The sequence below is a fragment of the Pseudomonas salmasensis genome (assembly GCF_014268375.2).
GTDB lineage: Bacteria > Pseudomonadota > Gammaproteobacteria > Pseudomonadales > Pseudomonadaceae > Aquipseudomonas > Aquipseudomonas salmasensis.
In genome coordinates, this window is sequence record NZ_CP077083.1 from 4,198,002 (window position 1) to 4,218,431 (window position 20,430).

The 20,430-nt window shown below is 60.6% G+C and carries 20 protein-coding genes; 11 read left to right on the forward strand and 9 right to left on the reverse strand.

The genetic code is table 11. From position 1 onward, the window contains the following. Positions 1-142 precede the first annotated feature (142 nt). The 8 genes from amaA (at position 143) to HU731_RS18810 (ending at position 9,599) form a co-directional block, all read left to right on the forward strand. Positions 143-1,426, forward strand: a complete 1,284-nt coding sequence (gene amaA / locus HU731_RS18775; RefSeq protein ID WP_186608278.1) for an L-pipecolate oxidase — start codon at positions 143-145, stop codon at positions 1,424-1,426. 373 nt (positions 1,427-1,799) lie between these two features. Beyond that, positions 1,800-2,936 carry a branched-chain amino acid ABC transporter substrate-binding protein gene (locus HU731_RS18780; protein ID WP_098949717.1) on the forward strand — a complete coding sequence of 379 codons (1,137 nt, stop codon included), beginning with the start codon at positions 1,800-1,802 and terminating at the stop codon, positions 2,934-2,936. 208 nt (positions 2,937-3,144) lie between these two features. After that, entirely contained in the window at positions 3,145-4,059 is a 915-nt protein-coding gene (locus tag HU731_RS18785) for an ABC transporter permease subunit (RefSeq protein WP_003188099.1), read from the forward strand. A 2-nt stretch (positions 4,060-4,061) separates the two neighbouring features. Next, positions 4,062-5,339, forward strand: coding sequence for a high-affinity branched-chain amino acid ABC transporter permease LivM (gene livM / locus HU731_RS18790; RefSeq protein ID WP_186608279.1), 1,278 nt, complete (start codon positions 4,062-4,064; stop codon positions 5,337-5,339). Beyond that, a complete protein-coding gene (locus tag HU731_RS18795; protein WP_003188102.1) occupies positions 5,336-6,211 on the forward strand; it encodes an ABC transporter ATP-binding protein in 876 nt (291 codons plus the stop codon). Before livM ends, HU731_RS18795 begins: the two co-directional genes overlap by 4 nt. Further along, entirely contained in the window at positions 6,208-6,924 is a 717-nt protein-coding gene (locus HU731_RS18800; protein ID WP_005784287.1) for an ABC transporter ATP-binding protein, read from the forward strand. Before HU731_RS18795 ends, HU731_RS18800 begins: the two co-directional genes overlap by 4 nt. A gap of 788 nt (positions 6,925-7,712) precedes the next feature. Continuing rightward, positions 7,713-8,480, forward strand: coding sequence for an SDR family oxidoreductase (locus tag HU731_RS18805; protein WP_186608280.1), 768 nt, complete (start codon positions 7,713-7,715; stop codon positions 8,478-8,480). A 213-nt stretch (positions 8,481-8,693) separates the two neighbouring features. Continuing rightward, positions 8,694-9,599, forward strand: a complete 906-nt coding sequence (locus HU731_RS18810; protein ID WP_186608281.1) for a cation diffusion facilitator family transporter — start codon at positions 8,694-8,696, stop codon at positions 9,597-9,599. Positions 9,600-9,708: 109 nt separating this feature from the next. On the opposite strand, the gene HU731_RS18815 is transcribed toward HU731_RS18810, so the two are convergent. From HU731_RS18815 to ureE, 5 genes are all read right to left on the reverse strand, one after another. Beyond that, on the reverse strand, positions 9,709-10,818 hold the full coding sequence (locus HU731_RS18815; RefSeq protein WP_186608282.1) for an AGE family epimerase/isomerase: 1,110 nt from the start codon (positions 10,816-10,818) through the stop codon (positions 9,709-9,711). 173 nt (positions 10,819-10,991) lie between these two features. After that, the gene (locus HU731_RS18820) at positions 10,992-11,564 is read right to left on the reverse strand and encodes a HupE/UreJ family protein (RefSeq protein WP_038448676.1); all 573 of its coding nucleotides are present in this window, start codon (positions 11,562-11,564) and stop codon (positions 10,992-10,994) included. A 22-nt stretch (positions 11,565-11,586) separates the two neighbouring features. Beyond that, positions 11,587-12,201 carry an urease accessory protein UreG gene (ureG, locus tag HU731_RS18825; protein WP_003188109.1) on the reverse strand — a complete coding sequence of 205 codons (615 nt, stop codon included), beginning with the start codon at positions 12,199-12,201 and terminating at the stop codon, positions 11,587-11,589. A gap of 14 nt (positions 12,202-12,215) precedes the next feature. Continuing rightward, complete coding sequence (locus HU731_RS18830) at positions 12,216-12,890, reverse strand: urease accessory protein UreF (RefSeq protein WP_186608283.1); 675 nt, start codon at positions 12,888-12,890, stop codon at positions 12,216-12,218. Beyond that, positions 12,887-13,387, reverse strand: coding sequence for an urease accessory protein UreE (gene ureE / locus HU731_RS18835; protein ID WP_186608284.1), 501 nt, complete (start codon positions 13,385-13,387; stop codon positions 12,887-12,889). Before ureE ends, HU731_RS18830 begins: the two co-directional genes overlap by 4 nt. A 340-nt stretch (positions 13,388-13,727) precedes the next feature. Here ureE and HU731_RS18840 point away from each other — a divergent pair, with 340 nt between their 5' ends. Beyond that, positions 13,728-14,234 (forward strand): C40 family peptidase, encoded by a 507-nt coding sequence (locus tag HU731_RS18840; RefSeq protein ID WP_186608285.1) that lies wholly within the window; start codon positions 13,728-13,730, stop codon positions 14,232-14,234. Between the two features lie 5 nt (positions 14,235-14,239). On the opposite strand, the gene HU731_RS18845 is transcribed toward HU731_RS18840, so the two are convergent. Both HU731_RS18845 and HU731_RS18850 read right to left on the reverse strand, forming a co-directional pair. Further along, positions 14,240-14,872 carry a TetR family transcriptional regulator gene (locus HU731_RS18845; protein ID WP_003188114.1) on the reverse strand — a complete coding sequence of 211 codons (633 nt, stop codon included), beginning with the start codon at positions 14,870-14,872 and terminating at the stop codon, positions 14,240-14,242. Between the two features lie 151 nt (positions 14,873-15,023). Then, positions 15,024-15,344: a hypothetical protein gene (locus tag HU731_RS18850; RefSeq protein WP_003188116.1), complete on the reverse strand. Its 321-nt coding sequence runs from the start codon at positions 15,342-15,344 to the stop codon at positions 15,024-15,026. Between the two features lie 357 nt (positions 15,345-15,701). Here HU731_RS18850 and HU731_RS18855 point away from each other — a divergent pair, with 357 nt between their 5' ends. Further along, complete coding sequence (locus tag HU731_RS18855; protein ID WP_186608286.1) at positions 15,702-17,768, forward strand: AsmA family protein; 2,067 nt, start codon at positions 15,702-15,704, stop codon at positions 17,766-17,768. Between the two features lie 118 nt (positions 17,769-17,886). Here the strand turns inward: HU731_RS18855 and HU731_RS18860 are convergent, their stop codons facing one another. Next, a complete protein-coding gene (locus HU731_RS18860; RefSeq protein WP_003188119.1) occupies positions 17,887-18,417 on the reverse strand; it encodes a ferritin-like domain-containing protein in 531 nt (176 codons plus the stop codon). Positions 18,418-18,593: 176 nt separating this feature from the next. On the opposite strand from HU731_RS18860, the gene HU731_RS18865 reads away from it, so the two are divergent. Then, on the forward strand, positions 18,594-19,484 hold the full coding sequence (locus HU731_RS18865) for an esterase/lipase family protein (RefSeq protein WP_186608287.1): 891 nt from the start codon (positions 18,594-18,596) through the stop codon (positions 19,482-19,484). Between the two features lie 31 nt (positions 19,485-19,515). Here HU731_RS18865 and HU731_RS18870 read toward each other — a convergent pair whose 3' ends face one another. Next, a complete protein-coding gene (locus tag HU731_RS18870) occupies positions 19,516-20,403 on the reverse strand; it encodes a DMT family transporter (RefSeq protein WP_044271043.1) in 888 nt (295 codons plus the stop codon). Positions 20,404-20,430: the final 27 nt, after the last annotated feature.

Sequence of the window (20,430 nt, forward strand, 5' to 3'; positions counted from 1 at the left end):
GCTTGCTCGCGAATGCAGTGTGTCAGTCAACAGATTTACAGCTGATCCACCGCATTCGCGAGCAAGCCCGCTCCCACATTTGATTGGATTACCAAGTCGAAACTGAATTGAGTTGTTTGTTAGGTCTCACCGGAGTCTGGCAATGGCACTGCGCGAAACATGTTTATGGGAACACCTCACCCCAGGTCGGCCAGACCGCGCCGCGCTCAAGGGCGCGGTCAAGGTGGATGTGTGCGTGATCGGCGCCGGCATCACCGGTTTGTCGGCGGCCATTCATTTGCTGGAGCAGGGTAAACGCGTTGCCGTGCTGGAGGCCCATCGCACCGGCCACGGCGGTTCCGGGCGCAATGTCGGGCTGGTCAACGCCGGCCTGTGGATTCCACCGGACGAGATCGAGGCCGGTTTCGGCACGGCGGTGGGCAGCCAGCTCAACCGCATGCTGGGCGCGGCGCCGTCCCTGGTGTTCAGCCTGATCGACAAGTACAACATCGACTGCCAATTGCGCCGTGAAGGCACCTTGCACATGGCGCACAACGCCCGGGGCGAGGCGGATTTGCGCAGCCGTGAGCAGCAGTGGAAACGCCGTGGTGCGCCGGTTGAGTTACTCACCGGTCAGGCCTGCGAGCACGCCACCGGTACCCGCAAAATCGCCGCCGCGTTGCTCGATCGGCGCGCCGGCACCTTGAATCCCATGGCCTACACCACGGGGTTGGCGAATGCCGCCGTGGGGCTGGGCGGGCAATTGTTCGATCATTCGCCGGTCACCCAGCTTGAGCGTCAAGGCGCCGATTGGTCGGTGCAGACCGCCGAGGGCGCGGTGCAGGCCGCCCAGGTGGTGATCGCCTCCAATGCCTACACCGAAGGCGAATGGACCGAGCTGCGGCGTAACTTCTTCCCCGGCTATTACTACCAAGTGGCTTCGGCGCCGCTGACCGATGACGCCGCCAAGCAGATCCTTCCCGGCGGCCAGGGCTCCTGGGACACGCGCCAGGTACTGAGCAGTATTCGCCGCGATGCCGATGGGCGCCTGTTACTGGGCAGCCTGGGTAACGGCAACCAGAAACCGGCGTGGTTCCTCAAGGCGTGGGCCGATCGGGTGCAGCAACACTACTTCCCGTACCTCAAACCGGTGCAGTGGGAATACACCTGGACCGGCTGCATCGCGTTCACCCCCGACCACTTGATGCGCCTGTTCGAACCGGCCCCCGGCCTGGTGGCGGTCACCGGTTATAACGGGCGCGGCGTGACCACCGGCAGCGTGGTGGGCAAGGCATTTGCCGACTACCTGTGTCACCAGGACCCCCAAGCCTTGCCGATCCCCTTTGCGCCCATGCAACCCCTGGCCGGGGTGGGCCTGCGCAGTTGCCTGTATGAAGCCGGTTTCTCGCTCTATCACGCGGGGCAATGCCTGAGGATCGTGATCTGATCAGCGAAATACCCCTCAGAAGCCTGCATTTTCTTAGCAGGCTACTCATCTGTATTGGTGCAAGTCGTAGCAATCACGCACTGTAAATGTGCAGTTCCGTTACGCACGTTGTTACAGCTGTAGGAACTGTCGTTTATGCCTGTGGTTGCAGGTGCGACCTGCCAGGGTTGTACTTTTTTGCAGTGTTGGTTGCACCTGTAGACGCTAGACGGTTGCACGTCCTGGCAAAAGGCGTCGAAACGCCTGTAATAACAATGACACCGTGTTTTTTGAAGAATAAAAACGTAATGGCACGCGGCTTGCTCTGAGCTTTCGGTGAAAGGTTTGAATGCAAGTTGTCGTGCCAAAAATCAAAAATATCGGAGCACCACTCATGTCCCAGACGTTTTACAAGAAAGGTTTTCTGGCCCTCGCCGTTGCTGCGGCGCTGGGTGTTTCTACGTTTGTTCAAGCTGATGTGAAAATTGGTGTGGCGGGCCCGATGACGGGTGCCAACGCCGCTTTCGGTGAGCAGTACATGAAGGGTGCCCAGGCGGCAGCCGACGTTATCAACAAGGCCGGCGGCATTAACGGCGAGCAGATCAAGCTGGTGGCCGGCGATGACGCCTGTGAACCCAAGCAGGCCGTGGCCGTGGCCAACCGCCTGGCCGACCAGGACAAAGTGATCGGCGTGGTCGGGCACTTCTGCTCCTCCAACACCATCCCGGCGTCTGAGGTTTACGACGAAGCGGGCATCATCGCCATCACCCCGGGCTCCACCAACCCACAAGTGACCGAACGCGGCCTGGGCGCCATGTTCCGCATGTGCGGGCGTGACGACCAGCAAGGCATCGTCGCCGGCGACTACATCGTCGACGTGCTCAAGGGCAAGAAAGTTGCGGTGATCAACGACAAGGACACCTACGGCAAAGGCTTGGCCGACGCCACCGCAGCTCAACTGACCAAGCGCGGCGTCAAGCCGGTGCTGGAAGAGGGCCTGACCCGTGGCGAGAAAGACTTCAGCGCCCTGGTCACCAAGATCCGCTCCCTGGGCGCTGACGTCGTGTACTTCGGCGGCCTGCATCCGGAAGCCGGCCCCTTGGTGCGCCAGATCCGTGAAGCGGGCTTGAAAGACGTCAAGTTCATGTCCGATGACGGCGTGGTGACCGACGAACTGGTAGCCACCGCTGGCGGCGCGCAGTACGTCGATGGTGTGTACATGACTTTCGGCGCCGACCCGCGCCTGCTGCCAGACAGCAAGACGGTCGTGGAAGAGTTCCGCAAGAACGGCACCGAGCCTGAAGGCTACACCCTGTACGCCTACGCCTCGATCCAGGCCCTGGCCGCCGGCTTCAACGGTGCCAAGTCCAACAAGGGCGAGGATGCTGCCAAGTGGCTCAAGGCCAACCCGGTTAAAACCGTCATGGGCGAAAAAGCCTGGGATTCCAAGGGCGACCTGAAAGTCTCTGACTACGTGGTTTACCAGTGGGACAAAGACGGCAAATACCATCAGTTGGAAAAGCAGAAGTAAACCAACTGTCTGCATGACCTCTCTGTAGGAGCGAGCTTGCTCGCGAAGAACGTTAACGATAACGCGCGCATCCAGGGTGCACGCGTCGCTCTCCAGTTTTTCGCGAGCAAGCTCGCTCCTACAGGTGGAAGTGGAGAGCCTCTGTCTTTTCCTCCAGAAGCGCCGCACACCCACCGGTGTGCAGGTGCTCACCGCGTGAGATTGCGTTATGGATGGTATTTTCCTGCAGCAACTGGTCAACGGCCTGACCCTCGGGTCGGTCTATGGCCTGATCGCCATCGGCTACACAATGGTCTATGGCATCATTGGCATGATCAACTTCGCCCACGGCGAGGTTTATATGATTTCCGCTTACCTCGCGGCGATCAGTCTGGCACTGCTGGCTTACTTCGGCATCGAATCCTTCCCGCTGCTCATTCTCGGTACCTTGATCTTCACCGTGGTCGTCACCGGCGTGTACGGTTGGGTGATTGAGCGTGTCGCCTACAAACCCCTGCGTAACTCCACACGCCTGGCACCGTTGATCAGCGCCATCGGCATCTCGCTGATCCTGCAGAACTACGCGCAGATCGCCCAGGGCGCCAAGCAACAAGGTATTCCCACCCTGCTGGCCGGTGCCTGGCGCGTCGATATCGGCACCGGGTTTGTGCAACTGACCTACACCAAAGTGTTCATCCTGGTCGCCGCTTTTGCCGGCATGGCCTTGCTCACCTACATCATCAAATACACCAAGCTGGGCCGCATGTGCCGCGCTACCCAGCAAGACCGCAAGATGGCCTCGATCCTGGGCATCAACACCGACCGGGTGATCTCCTACGTGTTTGTCATCGGTGCGGCCATGGCTGCGCTGGCCGGCGTGCTCATCACCCTCAATTACGGCACTTTCGACTTCTATGCCGGCTTCATCATCGGCATCAAGGCGTTTACCGCAGCGGTACTCGGCGGCATCGGCTCCCTGCCTGGGGCGATGCTGGGCGGGATCATCCTCGGTATTTCCGAGTCGCTGTTCTCGGGGTTGATCAACTCTGACTACAAAGACGTGTTCAGTTTCTCCCTGCTGGTGGTGATTCTGATTTTCCGTCCCCAGGGCCTGCTTGGTCGCCCACTCGTGGCGAAGGTGTAAACATGTCTGCTGCCAAATCCATTGATATCAAGAAAAGCGTGGTCGATACGGTACTCGCGGGGCTGATTTCGCTGATCGTGTTCGGCCCGATTGTCGGCGTGGTGCTCGACGGCTACAGCTTCAACCTGGAACCTGCGCGGGTTGCCGTGCTGGTCGCGATCGTCATGGCCGGGCGCTTTGCCTTGAGCCTGTTCCTGCAAACCCCCAAGGGCGTGAAGATCCTTCAAGGATTCGAGAGCAGTGGCTCCGGCGTGCACGTGCTGCCACCGGACTACAAGTCGCGGCTGCGCTGGATCATCCCGGCGCTGATCGTGATCGCCATCGTGTTCCCGATCTTTGCCAACAAGTACCTGCTCACCGTGGTGATCCTGGGGCTGATCTACGTGTTGCTCGGCCTGGGCCTGAATATCGTGGTGGGCCTGGCGGGGCTGCTTGACCTGGGCTACGTGGCCTTCTACGCCATCGGTGCCTACGGCCTGGCGCTGGGTTATCAATACCTGGGCCTGGGCTTCTGGACGGTGCTGCCACTGGCGGCCATCGCGGCGGCGCTGGCGGGGTGCATACTCGGCTTCCCGGTGCTGCGAATGCACGGTGACTACCTGGCCATCGTGACCTTGGGCTTTGGTGAAATCATTCGCCTGGTGCTTAACAACTGGCTGTCGTTCACCGGTGGCCCGAACGGTATGCCGGTGCCGTCACCAACCTTCCTGGGCCTGGAGTTTGGCAGGCGTGCAAAAGATGGCGGCGTACCGTTTCACGAGTTTTTCGGCATCGATTACAACCCCAACATCAAGTTCATGTTCATCTACATCGTGCTGTTCTTGGTGGTGCTGGCCGTGCTGTACATCAAGCATCGCCTGACGCGCATGCCGGTCGGTCGCGCCTGGGAAGCGCTGCGCGAAGATGAAATCGCCTGCCGCTCCATGGGCCTGAACCATGTGCTGGTCAAACTCTCAGCCTTCACCATTGGCGCGTCCACCGCCGGTTTGGCCGGGGTGTTCTTTGCCAGCTACCAGGGCTTCGTCAACCCGTCGTCTTTTACGTTTTTTGAGTCGGCGTTGATCCTCGCCATCGTGGTGTTGGGCGGCATGGGCTCGACGGTCGGCGTGGTGATCGCAGCGTTCGTGTTGACCGTGGCGCCGGAACTGCTGCGCAGCTTCTCCGAATACCGCGTGTTGCTGTTTGGCGTGTTGATGGTGGTGATGATGATCTGGCGACCACGCGGTTTGATTCGCATCAGCCGTACCGGCGTGACGCCACGCAAGGGGGTAGCGCCATGAGCAAGGAAGTCGTGCTGTCCGTCGAACACCTGATGATGCACTTCGGGGGCATCAAGGCCCTCAGTGATGTGAGCCTTCAGGTCAAACGCAACTCGATCTTCGCCCTGATCGGCCCCAACGGCGCCGGCAAGACCACCGTGTTCAACTGCCTCACCGGCTTCTACAAAGCCAGCGGCGGCAAGATCGAACTCAACGTGCGGGGCAAGCAAACCAACGTGATCCAACTGCTCGGCGAGCGCTTTGAGGCCACCGACTTCGTGTCGCCCAAAAGCTTCCTCAGCCGTGTGTACTACAAGATGTTCGGCGGCACCCACCTGGTGAATCGCGCGGGCCTTGCGCGCACGTTCCAGAACATTCGCCTGTTCAAGGAAATGTCGGTGCTGGAAAACCTGCTGGTGGCCCAGCACATGTGGGTCAACCGCAACATGCTTGCCGGCATCCTCAACACCAAGGGCTACCGCAAGGCCGAAAGCGATGCGCTGGACTGCGCGTTCTACTGGCTGGAAGTGGTCGACCTGGTGGACTGCGCCAACCGCCTGGCCGGCGAGCTCTCCTACGGCCAGCAGCGCCGCCTGGAGATCGCCCGCGCCATGTGCACGCGGCCGCAGATCATCTGCCTGGATGAACCGGCAGCGGGCCTCAACCCTCAGGAAACCGAAGCCCTCAGCGCGATGATTCGCCTGCTGCGCGACGAACACGACCTTACGGTGGTGCTGATCGAGCACGACATGGGCATGGTGATGAGTATTTCCGACCATATTGTGGTGCTGGACCACGGCAACGTGATCGCCGAAGGCGGCCCGGACGCGATCCGCAACGACCCGAAAGTGATCGCCGCCTACCTGGGCGCGGATGAAGAGGAGCTGGTATGAGTGCACCTATCCTCGAAATGAAGGACCTGGACGTGTTCTACGGCCCGATCCAGGCCCTGAAAAAAGTCTCGCTGCACATCAACGAAGGCGAAACCGTCAGCCTCATCGGCTCCAATGGCGCGGGTAAGTCCACGTTGCTGATGTCGATCTTTGGCCAGCCTCGGGCCGAGTCGGGGCAGATTCTGTACAACGGCGTCGACATTACCCACAAGTCGTCCCACTACATTGCCTCCAACGGCATTGCGCAGTCGCCGGAAGGGCGGCGGGTGTTCCCTGACATGACCGTCGAGGAAAACCTGCTGATGGGCACCATCCCCATTGGCGACAAGTTCGCCAGTGAGGACATGCAGCGCATGTTCGAGCTGTTCCCCAGGCTCAAGGAGCGGCGCAACCAGCGTGCGATGACCATGTCCGGTGGTGAGCAGCAAATGCTCGCCATCGCCCGTGCGCTGATGAGCCGGCCCAAGCTGTTGCTGCTCGATGAGCCAAGCCTGGGGTTGGCGCCGATTGTGGTGAAGCAGATCTTCTCCACCCTGCGCGAGCTGGCGTCCACCGGGATGACCATCTTCCTAGTGGAGCAGAACGCCAACCATGCGCTGCGGCTGTCGGACCGGGCCTATGTGATGGTCAACGGCGAGATTCGCCTGACAGGCACCGGCAAGGAGTTGCTGGTGAACGAGGAAGTGCGCAACGCCTACCTGGGTGGTCACTAGCAATACGCTTAAACCTGTAGGAGCGAGCTTGCTCGCGAAAAACGTCAACGATGACGCGGGCAGTCTGGATGCGCGCGGTGTTCTTGAGTTCTTCGCGAGCAAGCTCGCTCCTACAGTTATTTAAGGTGTCCACAAGGTCAGCGCCAAATTGTGGAAAACAAATCCAGCCCACCTCAAAAGCGCGACATATAGCCGCCGCAAATCCCTGTTTTGTCACAGTTTTGACTTGTCCCCATCCACTGTGGAACCGGCTGTGGGTAACGTGGGAGTAGCTGGCTGAAAGCCTTTAACGACGTGGCTTGCAGCGTGTTGGTTGTTATTTGATCAGCCTGTTTTTCACGAGCGCCCCAGGGGTTTGTCAACCTGTTTAAAGACACAGGTATATGAACGAAATAAGTCCTTCCAGCCTGTGGATAAGTCTGTGACTAAACTCTGGAAAGACGCGTGCAGGGGCCGGAATGACTGGCCTGGAGCCATCGTTGTGTTTTTCTGCATTTGTCAGCGCCTACATAGGCACCTGCCCAGGTCAAGCAAAAAACTTTTTAAAACCGCCTGAAACCCTTGTGCACAGGGGCTTTGAGCCGTTTGCACTTGCCCCCAAAGACTGTGGGCGCAGTTGTGGATAACCTGCGCGCATATGGCTGCAAGCCACGGTTTATAAGGCTTTGCTAGTATTGGTCAAAAAGTGACCAGTCGCGTAGGCATGTGCGTGCATAGCGGTTGCCGCAAGGGCGGCGTACGGGCATTCTGCTGGCTGTTTTTTCCCCGATGCCCGTAAGGAGAACACCATGTCCGACACGCTGTTTATCACTGGCGCCACTTCAGGTTTCGGCGAAGCCTGTGCCCGTCGTTTTGCCGAGGCCGGCTGGAAACTGGTGCTCACCGGTCGTCGTGCCGAGCGCTTGAACGCCTTGGTCGAAGAGCTTTCCAAGCAGACCGAAGTGCATGGCCTGGTGGTGGACGTGCGCGACCGTAAAGGCATGGAGGAGGCCATCGCCAACCTGCCGCCGTCGTTCGCCACGCTGCGCGGCCTGATCAACAACGCAGGTCTCGCCGTGGGCACCGACCCTGCGCCCAAGTGCGACCTCGACGACTGGGAAACCATGGTCGATACCAACATCAAGGGCCTGCTGACCACCACCAACCTGCTGTTGCCGCGCCTGATTGCCCATGGTCGTGGCGCCGGGATCATCAACCTGGGCTCCATCGCCGGTAACTACCCCTACCCGGGCAGCCATGTGTACGGCGGCTCCAAGGCGTTCGTGAAGCAGTTCTCGTTGAACCTGCGCTGCGACTTGCAAGGCACCGGCGTACGGGTGACCAATATCGAGCCGGGCCTGTGTGAGAGTGAGTTCTCGCTGGTGCGGTTTGGCGGTGACCAGGCGCGTTATGACGCCACCTATGCAGGTGCCGAGCCGATCCAGCCGCAGGACATTGCCGATACGATTTTCTGGGTGATGAATACCCCGGCGCACGTGAACATCAACCGCCTGGAGCTGATGCCGGTGAGCCAGACCTGGGCTGGGTTTGCGATTGAGCGTGGGGCCAGGGGCTAAGCACCTGCGCGACACACTGTAGGAGCGAGCTTGCTCGCGAAAAACGTTAACGATGACGCGGGTATCCTGAATGCACGCGGCGCGCTCAGGTTTTTCGCGAGCAAGCTCGCTCCTACAGATGGCGGCAAATCGGCCAAAATGCGGCATAAGGTACACTGCCCGCCTGAAAACCCCACCGCACCCAGCGGTTTAAAGGTTTTGACAGGAGGCAATGTGAGTAACCGAGGTGAGCAGGCACTGCTCAAACAATCGACCATCCTGATGTTCGCAGTCGCGATCGCCGGGATTGTCACGGGTGTGATATCCGGCGCCCAATCCATTCTGTTCGACGGCTTTTTCTCGCTGATCGCCACCGCCATCAAGGTGTTGATGCTGATCACGGCCAAGCTGATCGCCAAGAAAAGCAACGAGCGTTTCCAGTTCGGCTATTGGCACCTGGAGCCGATGGTGCTGCTGATAGAAGGCAGTTTCCTTCTGCTGATTGCCATCTACGCGTTCCTCAATGGCGTGTTCGGCATTATCAATGGCGGGCGCGAAATCGAGTTGGGGCTGGTGATCATTTATGCGGCGGTGTTTACCGTCGTGGAGTTCGCCTACTTCTTCTACGTGCGCTATCGCAATCGCACACTCAAATCGTCATTGATCCAGTTCGACAACATCAGCTGGCTGGTGGACGCGATGCTGTCGGTGGGCTTGCTGATCAGCTTCCTGGCGGCGCTGTTGCTCAAGTCCCAGGGCTATGGCGAGTGGGCGGTCTACGTCGACCCGTTGATCCTGATCCTGCTGGCCCTGAGCATGCTGGCGCCGGCGTTCAAGATCCTGCGCCCGGCGTTGCGCGAAGTATTGGGCATCGCGCCGGATCACTTGGACGACAAGGTCCGCGAAGTGATGGGCGCGGCGCAGGCCAAGCATGGTTTCGACGACTACGTGTCCTATGTGCAGAAGCACGGGCGGGCGCGGTTTATCGAGATTCATGTGGTGCTGCCGGCGGATTACCCAGTGGATAACGTCGCCACCCTCGATGCGCTGCGTGAAGAGATATCCACAGGGCTGGGGGCGGCGGATGCGGCGCGGTGGCTGACGATCAGTTTTACCGGGGATCGCAAGTGGATTGCGTGAGGTCAGTTAGACCGAGGTGACGCTATCGCAGGCAAGCCAGCTCCCACAGTTGATAGTGTTCGCACATTCAAGTGTGGGAGCTGGCTTGCCTGCAAAGAGGCCCTGCAGGTCAGCCCAGATGCTGGACCAAACCCTGATAGCAAGTCGCCAAGTGATAAGGCGTAGTCGAAGGCATATCCCGTCGGCTCACCTTACCCTCGGCATCCAGGCACTCATGCCAACCCTTGGCATGCAAAAAGCGCTGTTGCAGCGCCTGCAACTGACGCTGCAGCACCGCTTCGCTACCTGGCCGCAAGGTCAGTGCCCGCAAGTACTCCGCCTGCGCCCAGATCCGTTGGGTACCGTCGCGCACCGTGCCATCCAGCGCGAGCATGCCGCTGACCGCGCCGCTCAACTTATCCACACCCTTTTGCTCGGCGTAGGCAAATGCCCGTGTCAGCGAGCCATGCAACGCGGTGCCGCGCAGCACAGCTGAAGATTCGAGCAAAAAGAACCATTCGAACTGGTGCCCCGGCTCGAACCAGTTATCCACAGCGCCCAACGGTTTTTCCATCATCACGCCGTGCTCGCGGTCGATGAAGCGTTGCTGCATGGCCGTCGCCAGTGCCAGCAGGGCCGCTTGTACCTGGGCGTCCTCACGCACCGCGAGGGTGGCCAGGAAACCTTCGGCCAGGTGCATCAACGGGTTTTGCAAGGGGCCTGCGTTGAGCGAGGCCCAGTTGCGCTCCAGTACCGCCTCGTACAAGCCGTCGCCGGTGGCAAAGCGTTGGGCGACGACTTCCAGGGCGGCGTTGAGCACCGACTCTACCAACGGCTCATGCACCTTGGCCCAGTAATGGGCACAGGCAAAAATAATGAAGGCGTGGGTGTAGAGGTCTTTGCGCTTGTCCAGCGGTTGGCCGGCGGGGTCGATGCTGTAGAACCAGCCACCGTGTTCGGCATCATGAAAGTGCCGTTGCAGGGAGCGAAACAGCGCCGCCGCACGTTCTTCGGCGAACGCCGCGCCGGGCTCGCCGATCAGGCTGGCGAACAGGTACAACTGCCGGGCGCAGGCCATGGCGCGATAGCGCTGTGGGGGCAGTGGCTGGTGATCGGCATCCAGTGCCTCAAAGGGCAATGCCAGGTCGGCATTCCAGCCCGGGCCTTGCCAGAGGGGCACGATCAGGTCATGGAAGTGCGTTAGCACAGGCGTCAGGGAAGAGGGGGAAGCGATGGGCATTGGCTGGCGTCGTCACGGCAGGGGTGTTTGCCGCGCATGGTAGCAGGCTTGGGATCGGTGGTGTTTGTACTGGAGCTATCGCGGGCAAGCCCGCTCCCACATTTTTGAAGTGTGAACCCTCACACATGTGGGAGCTGGCTTGCCTGCGATGAGGCCCTTACAGGCGCTGATGATCAGCCCGCCAGCAACCAAACCCCAGTCGCCGCCGAAGCCGCCCCGGCCACCCGCACCAGTGGCGCTGCAGCCGCCGGCAAAAAGCGCACCACCGCATAACCCGCGGCGTGCAACGCCGCTGTTGCCCCCACAAACCCAGCCGCATACGCCCAAGGGCTGGTCATATCCGGCAGTTCCAGGCCATGGGCCACGCCGTGAAACAGCGCAAACAAGGCCGTGGCGCCCACGGCCACGAACAGCGGTGGCCGCACCGCCAATGCTACCGCCAGGCCCAGGGCGAGCACGGAAGCAGCAATCCCGCTTTCCAGCGCCGGCAGTTGCAGCCCTTCAAAACCCAGCACGCCGCCGATCAGCATGGTGCCGACAAAAGTGCACGGCAGCGCCCAGCGCGCGGCGCCTTTTTGCTGCGCAGCCCAGAGGCCCACCGCAAGCATGGCCAGCAAGTGATCAAGGCCGCCCAGGGGATGGCTGATACCGGCCACCAGGCCATTGTCGCCGTGGCCCGGATGCGCGAAGGCCAGGGCGGGAGCGAGCAGCAGCGCGGCGGCGGCAAAAAGTCTGTTGAGTCTCATGGACAGGTTCCTTATGGGTTGGTCAGGCGGCGGTCAGCAGGCCCTGGCGTTCGATGAAGGCGACGATGTCATCCAGGCCGACCCCGGTTTTCTGGTTGCTGAACACAAAGGGTTTGCCGTTGCGCATGCGTTGGGTGTCGCTGTTCATCAGTTCCAGCGAGGCGCCGACCAGCGGGGCCAGGTCGATCTTGTTGATCACCAGCAGGTCGGATTTGCAAATACCGGGCCCGCCTTTGCGTGGCAGCTTGTCGCCCGCAGACACATCGATCACATAGATGGTCAGGTCCGACAGTTCCGGGCTGAAGGTGGCCGACAGGTTGTCGCCGCCGGACTCCACCAGAATCAGGTCCAGGCCGGGAAAACGGCGGTTGAGTTGGTCCACGGCCTCCAGGTTGATCGAGGCGTCTTCGCGAATCGCCGTGTGCGGGCAGCCACCGGTTTCCACGCCAATGATGCGCTCCGGCGCCAGGGCCTGGTTGCGCACCAGGAAGTCGGCGTCTTCGCGGGTATAGATATCGTTGGTGACCACCGCCAGGTTGTAGCGATCGCGCAGCGCCAGGCACAGGGCCAGGGTCAGGGCGGTCTTGCCCGAGCCTACCGGGCCGCCGATACCGACGCGCAGGGGTTGTGTGTTCATGTGCTTCTCCACAATCAGGAACGGAACAGGCGGCTGTACTGGCGCTCATGGGCCATGCACGCCAGGGACAGGCCAAAAGCGGCGCTGCCCAAATGGTTAGGGTTAATGCGTTCGGCATCCTGCTGGGCTTGTTGCAGCAGTGGCAGCAGTTCGCTGGTCAACCGCTGGGCCGCTTGCTGGCCCAGTGGCAGGGTTTTCATCAGCACCGCCAGTTGGTTTTCCAGCCAGTTCCATAGCCAGGCAGCAAGGGCATCGCCAGGGCTGATGTGCCAGGCGCGCGCGGCCAAGGCCCAGCCAAGGGCCAGGTGCGGTTCGTCGCGTTGAGCGAGAAAGTCACGGGCGCTGTTGTCCAGTTCCGGCAAGCCGTTGAGCAGTTGTTGCAGTGAGTAGCCCATCTGGCGGCTCTCCTGATACAGCTCGCGGGTCTCGCGGCTGGCGCGGTGCTCGTCGCACCACTGCGCCAGTTGCGCCCAGTCCTGCTCGACGGCTGCGCGGCAGTGGGCGAGCAGCAGTGGGGCTTCGAAACGCGCCAGGTTGAGCAGCAACTGGTCACTGATCCAGCGCCGGGCGCTCGCGGCGTCCTGCACGCGGCCGTTGTCCACCGCCATTTCCAGGCCCTGGGAATAGCTGTAGCCGCCAATCGGCAGTTGCGGGCTGGCCAGGCGTAGCAGCGCCCAGGCTGGGTTCACAGGCGCACGCCGAACTGATGCAGCTTGGGCGCGTAGTTGAAGTCTTCATCGCCATGGCGCGAATGATGATGGCCACCGCCATAGGCGCCGTGCTCGGGCTGAAACGGCGCTTCTATGGTCTGCGCATCGGCACCCAGTTGTTCAAGCATGGCCTTGAGCACGTAGTCATCGAGCAGGCGCAGCCAGCCGTCACCGACTTGCAGGGCCACATGGCGGTTGCCCAGGTGATAGGCGGCGCGGGTCAGCTCAAAGGCGTTGCGGCAGGTGACGTGCAGCAGTTGTTCAGAGCGGGCGCATACCCGTACGACGCGTCCGTCTTCTGCCTGTAGGAATTCGCCATCGTGCAACGGCGGCTGGCCCCGCTCCAAAAACAGGCCGACGTCTTCACCGTCGGCGCTGAAACAGCGCAGGCGGCTTTTGCTGCGCGCTTCGAAATTGAGCAGCAACTCGGCGGCCCAGAGGGCTTGGGGGGCGATTCGGCGGTGTATCACCAGCATCAGAGAGCTTCCAGCTGTGAGCGATGAAAGACCTAGAGCAAGGGGCTTGCCAATCGCCGGATTGAGTAGGAATTCCCTGTAGTTAGGCAAACATGCTGCCCAATAGGGCGTCAGATAATTCTCTGTGTGTACCCATTTGGTGCGTCGTGCGTGTTTATAGCACCGGCGGAGGGCGTTTTGCGTTGATTGCGGCGCTCAGCTTGATGAAATTTCTTTCATCTTTTTCTCTGTAGGCAGTTTTTAGGATTTTTCCTACGAATCATGAGGATTTGGAGTTCATGAGATTACCTGCGGGTTCTTTAGGCTATGCGCCCTGTTTAATGCCACCGCGACGTTCATCATGCTTCGATCAATTTTCTCTATATGCCTTATCAGCCTGACCTTCTTTATTTCATCGGCATCGGCCAATTTTCAGCCCCGTGCCACCTTCGGCTCGTCGCTGCAAGGCATCAAGCCGGCCTCTATCGACGACGTGATCGACCGCGCCCATGAGTTGCTGGGTACGCCCTACAAGTGGGGCGGCACTTCGGCGGAGCAGGGGTTCGATTGCAGTAGCTTTCTGGTGTACCTGTTCAAGACCCAGGCCAATATCCAGATACCGCGCACCACCACGGCCATGCACCGCTCATCGGCGGCGACCATCAAGCGCAATGCGTTGAAGCCTGGGGATGCGGTGTTTTTCAAAGGCAACGGGCGCGGCCAGGTCAGCCATGTCGGGCTTTACATCGGCCAAGGCAAATTTATCCATTCGCCGCGCACCGGTAAAACCATCCGTATCGACTCATTGAGCAATCGCTACTGGAACAAGCACTACACCACCGCCAAACGTTTCCATACGGCGGGTTGATTGCTTTATTCGGTGCTGCCCAGCCCTTGCCAATGCTTGAGGCCGATAAAGATAAAGCGCAGTTGCTGGGTGATTTTCGCCTGCGGTGTGAGGTGGGCCGGCAAGGCGTGGGCCGGTGGGTCGATGATATCGGGCAGGGTGGCGAATACGCTCTTGACGATCAGGTCGGCCATCACATGCAAACCTTCGGCATCCAAGTGCTGGAGTTTGGGCATCAGCGTCAGGTCGGCGGCGAGGTCGCGAGTGATGTCTTCGCGCAGGGCGGCGATGGCTTGGCGCACGGCAAGACAGCCACCGTACTGTTCGCGAGCCAAAAAAAGAAATTGCGAGCGGTTGGCCGAGACCACATCGAGAAAGATGCGCACCGAGGCATCAATGATGCCGCCCATTACGAATTCGTTGTGGCGCACCAGGCGGATCGTGGCGCGGAAGGTCTGGCCGACTTCGCTGACCAGTACCAGCCCAAGTTGATCCATGTCGGCGAAATGGCGGTAGAAACCGGTGGGTACGATACCCGCGGTCTTGGCCACTTCTCGCAAACTCAGGCTGCCAAACCCACGGCCACACTCCATCAGATGGCGGGCTGCGTCCATCAGGGCGAGGCGGGTCTGTTGCTTTTGTTCGGCGCGGGGCAGCATGAGCGGATGAGCTTTGTCGGCAAGTACAGCGACGCACTCTAGCAAAAGCGCTTTGCCGGCGTCGAACTTGGCAGGGGCGAGGCGTGACGCGATCTATATAAAAGCAAAAGCCCGATCGGCAGATCGGGCTTTTTTCTGGGCCACCACAGGCTTAGCTCTGTGCTTGATGCAGTTCTTGCAGACGGTCAGCACCGCCTTCAGCAACGCCTTCGGTGTAGGCGCGTTTGTTGGCTTGTTCAGCGCCGCCTTCGACCAGACCTTTCTCTTGCAGGCGGTTGTAGCCATTTTCAGCCACGGCGCCTTTGGCGTAATCACGGTTTTCGTCTTCTTGCGAGCCGCTGCGAGCCACGGTTTGGCTGGTTTGCACGGCTTGGGCTTTGTTCTGTGGGGTGGCCTGTTCGGCGGCTGGCAGGGCGAAAGCGCTGGAAGCCAGGACAGATAACAGAACGGTAGCGAGTAATTGGCGTTTCATGATGGTTGCTCCTAGGGAGGGCGATAAAGTGGGTACAGGGCTAATGTTACCCTTGATAAGTCGATATAAAAGTTCATAAACACAATGGTAATAATCAACAGAATTGATTGTTCTCGCCAAAGGCTCTAGATCGAGCCTCTCAAGCCCGCGGCTTTGCACCGATGTGGGTATTTTCGACACGAACCTGGGTAACAATGGTGCGTCGTCGATGGGGAAAATTGTCTGGTTGATCAGGAAAATCGCTTTTTTCCGCTAAATCCGCCGTTGCGTTAAACCCCCAGGCACTTTGCCAGTCGTAGTCCTATAAGCTGTTTAAAAGGCTGCTGCCCAGCCAGTCGTATTCAGGAGTCCTGTGCAATGACGCGCACTCGTAAAATCGTCGCTTGGAGCTGCGCCAGCTTCGTTCTGTTAATGGCCATCGTGGTACTGGTGTTGGTGTTCTTCGACTGGAACCGCATCAAGCCGCCCCTCAATGCCAAGGTCTCCGAAGAACTGCATCGTCCGTTCGCCATTAACGGCAACCTCGCGGTGGTGTGGCAGCGTGAGCCCGATGAAGGCGGCTGGCGCGCCTGGGTGCCGTGGCCCCATGTGATTGCCGAAGACCTGACCCTGGGTAACCCCGATTGGTCGAAACAACCGCAGATGGTCACGCTCAAGAAGGTTGAGCTGCGCATATCGCCCCTGGCCTTGCTGGTGCAACGTGTGGTGATCCCGCGTATCGACCTCACCGAACCCAGTGCCCAGTTGCAGCGCCTGGCGGATGGCCGCGCCAACTGGACCTTCAAGTTCGACCCCAAGGACCCCGACGCCGAACCGTCCAACTGGGTGGTGGACATCGGCGCCATCGGCTTCGACAAAGGCCATGTGACCCTTGACGATCAAAGCCTCAAGACCCAGCTGGATGTGATCATCAACCCGCTGGGCAAGCCGATTCCCTTCGGTGAAATCGTCGGCGACGCCGATGCCAAGAAGGCCCTGGAAAAAGGCTCGGCGCCTCAGGACTACGCGTTCGGCCTCAAGGTCAAAGGCCAATACCACGGCCAGAAGCTGGCGGGCACGGGCAAGATCGGTGGCTTGCTGGCCTTGCAGGACGCGGCCAAGCCGTTCCCGCTGCAAGCTCAAGTCAAGATCGCGGACACCAGCGTCGCCCTGGCCGGCACCCTGACCGACCCGCTGAACCTCGGCGCCCTGGACCTGCGCCTGAAACTGTCGGGCAGCAGCCTGGGCAACCTGTACCCGCTGACCGGCGTGACCCTGCCGGACTCGCCGGCCTATTCCACCGACGGCCACCTGATCGCCAAACTGCATGAAGCCAGCGGCGCCTCCTTCCGCTACGAGAACTTCAACGGCAAGATCGGCAACAGCGACATCCATGGCGACCTGGCCTATGTCGCCAGCCGGCCACGGCCCAAGCTCAGCGGCGCGCTGGTGTCCAACCAGTTGCTGATGGATGACCTGGCGCCTTTGATCGGCGCGGACTCCAACGCCAAGCAAAAAGCCCGTGGCGGTGAAAGCAAACAGCCTGCGACCAAAGTGCTGCCGGTTGAAGAGTTCCGCACCGAGCGTTGGCGCGATATGGATGCCGACGTCGAGTTCACTGGCAAACGCATCGTCCACAGTGCCGACTTGCCTTTCACCGACCTCTACACCCACCTGGTGCTCAACGACGGCCAACTGAGCCTCGAACCCCTGCGTTTCGGCGTGGCCGGTGGCAAGCTCGATGCGCAGATTCGCTTGAACGGTCGCATCACGCCGATGGAAGGCCGCGCCAAACTCACGGCGCGTAATTTCAAACTCAAGCAGTTGTTCCCGACCTTCGAACCGATGAAAACCAGCTTTGGTGAACTCAACGGCGACGCCGATATTGCCGGGCGCGGTAATTCCGTGGCGGCACTGTTGGGCTCCTCCAACGGCGACCTGAAGATGCTCATCAACGATGGCGCCATCAGCCGTAGCCTGATGGAAATCGCCGGGCTCAACGTGGGCAACTACGTGGTGGGGCGCCTGTTCGGCGACGAGGAAGTGAAGATCAACTGCGCGGCGGCGGACTTCGGCATCAAGACGGGCCTGGCGACCACTCGGTTGTTTGTGTTCGATACCGAGAACGCGATCATCTACATCGATGGCACCGCGAATATGGCCACTGAGCAGTTGGACCTGACCATCACGCCGGAATCCAAGGGCTTTCGCCTGTTCTCCCTGCGTTCACCGCTGTACGTCAACGGCCCGTTCATCAAGCCCAATGCCGGGGTCAAGGCCATCCCGCTGGCCCTGCGCGGTGCCGGTATGGTGGCCCTGGGTGTGATTGCCGGGCCTGCTGCGGGCTTGCTCGCCTTGGTGGCTCCAAGTGGTGGCGAGCCCAATGAGTGCGCACCGTTGCTGCAACAGATGAAGGAAGGCAAGGCCCCCAAGACTGTTAAGTGAAACCAAAATAGATAGGAGCGAGCTTGCTCGCGAAAAACGTCAACGATAACGCGTGTTTCCTGAGAAAACGCGGCGCCTGTGCGTTCTTCGCGAGCAAGCTCGCTCCTACCGTAGGTGGTTACAGGTCCTGCAGAATATCGGCCATATCGTCGGCGTGTTCTTCTTCCTGGGCCAGGATGTCTTCGAAGATGCGACGCGTGGTCGGGTCTTTATCACCGATGTACTGGATGATCTCGCGGTAGCTGTCTACGGCGATCCGCTCGGCCACCAGGTCTTCGTAGACCATTTCCTTCAAGGTGTTGCCCGCCACGTATTGCGCATGGGAGTTCTTCGACAGCAGGTCGGGGTTGAACTCCGGCTCGCCGCCCAGTTGCACGATGCGTTCGGCCAGTTTGTCGGCGTGTTCGGCTTCCTGGGTGGCATGCTCCAGGAACTCATCGGCAGCCACGCTGGCTTTGAGGCCGTTGGCCATGAAGTAGTGACGCTTGTAGCGCAGCACGCAGACCAGTTCGGTGGCCAGCGACTCGTTGAGCAGGCGGATGATTTCTTCGCGGTCGGCGTCGTAGCCTTCGGTCACGGCGCCGTTTTCGACGTTCTGGCGGGCGCGGCTGCGCAGGGTCGCAACGTCAGTCAATTGTGCTTGAGTCATTTCAATCTCCTGGGGCTAATCCGGTTGTACGCCACGCTCTGCCGGCGAGGTCGTTATCAGGTGTGAGTCCTGAGCGGCGCAAAAAGTTTTATTGGATTTGCCGGCGGGTGTCATCTTCTGGTCGCGGGCGTGGGCTAACCTGACGTTATTCCGTCTGGATCAGGGCCGTTCGACCCATGCCGCAGTCGTTAGCCACACGTTACCCCTTGGTATTGGTGCCCGGCATGCTGGGTTTTGTGCGCCTGGGGTGGTTCCCTTACTGGTACGGCATCGTCCCGGCGCTGCGGGCTGGCGGGGCGCAGGTGTTTGCCGTGCAGGTCGCGCCGCTGGATTCCAGCGAGGTGCGCGGTGAGCAGTTGCTGGTGCAGATCGAGCGGATTCTGCGCGAGACCGGCGCCGACAAGGTCAACCTGATCGGGCATAGCCAGGGCTCGCTCACCGCTCGTTATGCGGCGGCCATGCGCCCGCACTGGGTGGCCTCGGTGACCTCGGTGGCCGGGCCCAATCATGGCTCGGAACTGGCCGATCATATCCACGCCCATTACCCGGTCGACAGCGTCAAAGGCCGGCTGATGAGCGCAGCGTTTCACTTGGCCGCCTGGGTGATGGGCCTGTTGGAAACCGGCTATCGCGGGCCGCGCTTCAAGGCCGATCTGCCGGCCTCGCACCAGTCCCTGACCAGCGCGGGTGTGGCGCTGTTCAATCGCCAATATCCCCAGGGGTTGCCCCAGGAATGGGGTGGGCACGGAGTGGAGGAGGTCAACGGTGTGCGCTATTACTCGTGGTCTGGCACCTTGCAGCCGGGCAAGACCGACCGCGGGCGTAACTTGCTGGATGGGACGAATCGCAGCTGCCGCTGGTTCGCCCGCAGCTTTGTGCGGGAGAAGGGCCAGTGTGACGGCCTGGTCGGGCGTTACAGCTCGCACCTGGGCACGGTGATCGGCGATGACTACGCCCTGGACCACTTCGATATCGTCAACCAATCCCTGGGGCTGGTGGGCAAGGGGGCCGAACCGATCCGTTTGTTTGTCGAGCATGCCCGGCGGCTGAAGGCGGCCGGGGTTTAATTGGGCAACCGCGTTATCGTTCTTCGCAGGCTCAGGCCACGCTGACCCTTCGGCCAACCGGCGTCGTCCAACGCTCCGACAAAATCACCCCACCCAAGGTCAGCAAACCTCCCACCAAGTGATACAGCGCCAACTCTTCCTTGAGCACCAGCGCCGCAATCAGCGCGGTGATCAAGGGCAACAGGTTGAAAAACAGCGTGGTACGGCTTGGTCCCAGGGTCTTGACCGAGTGCATCCACGCCAACGGCGCCAGCATCGACGCCAGCAGGCATGCATACAGCACCAGCGGAATATTCGCCCAACCCAGCCCTGCCTTGGCCGAGAACAGGTACAGCGGAAACAGCACCACCACCGCCACCAGCACCTGCAAATACAGGAGCACCAACGGCGGCAGGCGCAACTGCCATTTTTTCAGCAGGGTGCTGTAGACCGCGTAGGCCAGCGTGGCAATCAGCATCATGCCGTCCCCCAGGTTGACCCCATGTTGCAGCAGCGCGCCCAGGCTGCCGGCCGACACCACCACCACGACACCGGCGAACGACAGCACCGCGCCGGTCAGCGCGCCAAAGGTCAGGCGTTGGCCGAGGCTGATGATCGCGGCGGTCAGCGCCATCAATGGCATCAGCGACAGGATAATGCCCATGTTGGTGGCGCTGGTCAGCGTCGCGGCGTAGTAGGCCAGGCTTTGATACACCGCCATGCCGAGCACGCCGAGGATAAAGATCTTGCCCAGGTTGGGGCGGATCTGGGGCCAGTGGGCGACCACCGGTTTGAGCATGAACGGCGTGAACAGCAACGCTGCGAACAGCCAGCGGTAAAAGCCGATTTCAGCCGGGAAGATCGAGCCCACGGCCAATTTGTTGACCACGGTGTTGCCGGCCCAGATAAAGATAGCCAGCAGCGGATACGCGTATTGCATTGAAAAGAAACCCAGTGTGTTGACGAG

Excerpts from the sequence above, each read along its gene's own strand:
- HU731_RS18800 (WP_005784287.1), top strand. The coding sequence starts at position 6,208 with ATGAGTGCACCTATCCTCGAAATGAAGGACCTGGACGTGTTCTACGGC.
- HU731_RS18840 (WP_186608285.1), top strand. The coding sequence starts at position 13,728 with ATGCTTCGATCAATTTTCTCTATATGCCTTATCAGCCTGACCTTCTTT.
- HU731_RS18860 (WP_003188119.1), bottom strand. The coding sequence starts at position 18,417 with ATGACTCAAGCACAATTGACTGACGTTGCGACCCTGCGCAGCCGCGCC.
- HU731_RS18845 (WP_003188114.1), bottom strand. The coding sequence starts at position 14,872 with ATGCTGCCCCGCGCCGAACAAAAGCAACAGACCCGCCTCGCCCTGATG.
- HU731_RS18795 (WP_003188102.1), top strand. The coding sequence starts at position 5,336 with ATGAGCAAGGAAGTCGTGCTGTCCGTCGAACACCTGATGATGCACTTC.
- HU731_RS18805 (WP_186608280.1), top strand. The coding sequence starts at position 7,713 with ATGTCCGACACGCTGTTTATCACTGGCGCCACTTCAGGTTTCGGCGAA.
- HU731_RS18870 (WP_044271043.1), bottom strand. The coding sequence starts at position 20,403 with ATGCAATACGCGTATCCGCTGCTGGCTATCTTTATCTGGGCCGGCAAC.
- HU731_RS18785 (WP_003188099.1), top strand. The coding sequence starts at position 3,145 with ATGGATGGTATTTTCCTGCAGCAACTGGTCAACGGCCTGACCCTCGGG.
- ureE (WP_186608284.1), bottom strand. The coding sequence starts at position 13,387 with ATGCTGGTGATACACCGCCGAATCGCCCCCCAAGCCCTCTGGGCCGCC.
- HU731_RS18780 (WP_098949717.1), top strand. The coding sequence starts at position 1,800 with ATGTCCCAGACGTTTTACAAGAAAGGTTTTCTGGCCCTCGCCGTTGCT.
- amaA (WP_186608278.1), top strand. The coding sequence starts at position 143 with ATGGCACTGCGCGAAACATGTTTATGGGAACACCTCACCCCAGGTCGG.
- ureG (WP_003188109.1), bottom strand. The coding sequence starts at position 12,201 with ATGAACACACAACCCCTGCGCGTCGGTATCGGCGGCCCGGTAGGCTCG.
- HU731_RS18815 (WP_186608282.1), bottom strand. The coding sequence starts at position 10,818 with ATGCCCATCGCTTCCCCCTCTTCCCTGACGCCTGTGCTAACGCACTTC.
- HU731_RS18865 (WP_186608287.1), top strand. The coding sequence starts at position 18,594 with ATGCCGCAGTCGTTAGCCACACGTTACCCCTTGGTATTGGTGCCCGGC.
- HU731_RS18820 (WP_038448676.1), bottom strand. The coding sequence starts at position 11,564 with ATGAGACTCAACAGACTTTTTGCCGCCGCCGCGCTGCTGCTCGCTCCC.
- livM (WP_186608279.1), top strand. The coding sequence starts at position 4,062 with ATGTCTGCTGCCAAATCCATTGATATCAAGAAAAGCGTGGTCGATACG.
- HU731_RS18855 (WP_186608286.1), top strand. The coding sequence starts at position 15,702 with ATGACGCGCACTCGTAAAATCGTCGCTTGGAGCTGCGCCAGCTTCGTT.
- HU731_RS18850 (WP_003188116.1), bottom strand. The coding sequence starts at position 15,344 with ATGAAACGCCAATTACTCGCTACCGTTCTGTTATCTGTCCTGGCTTCC.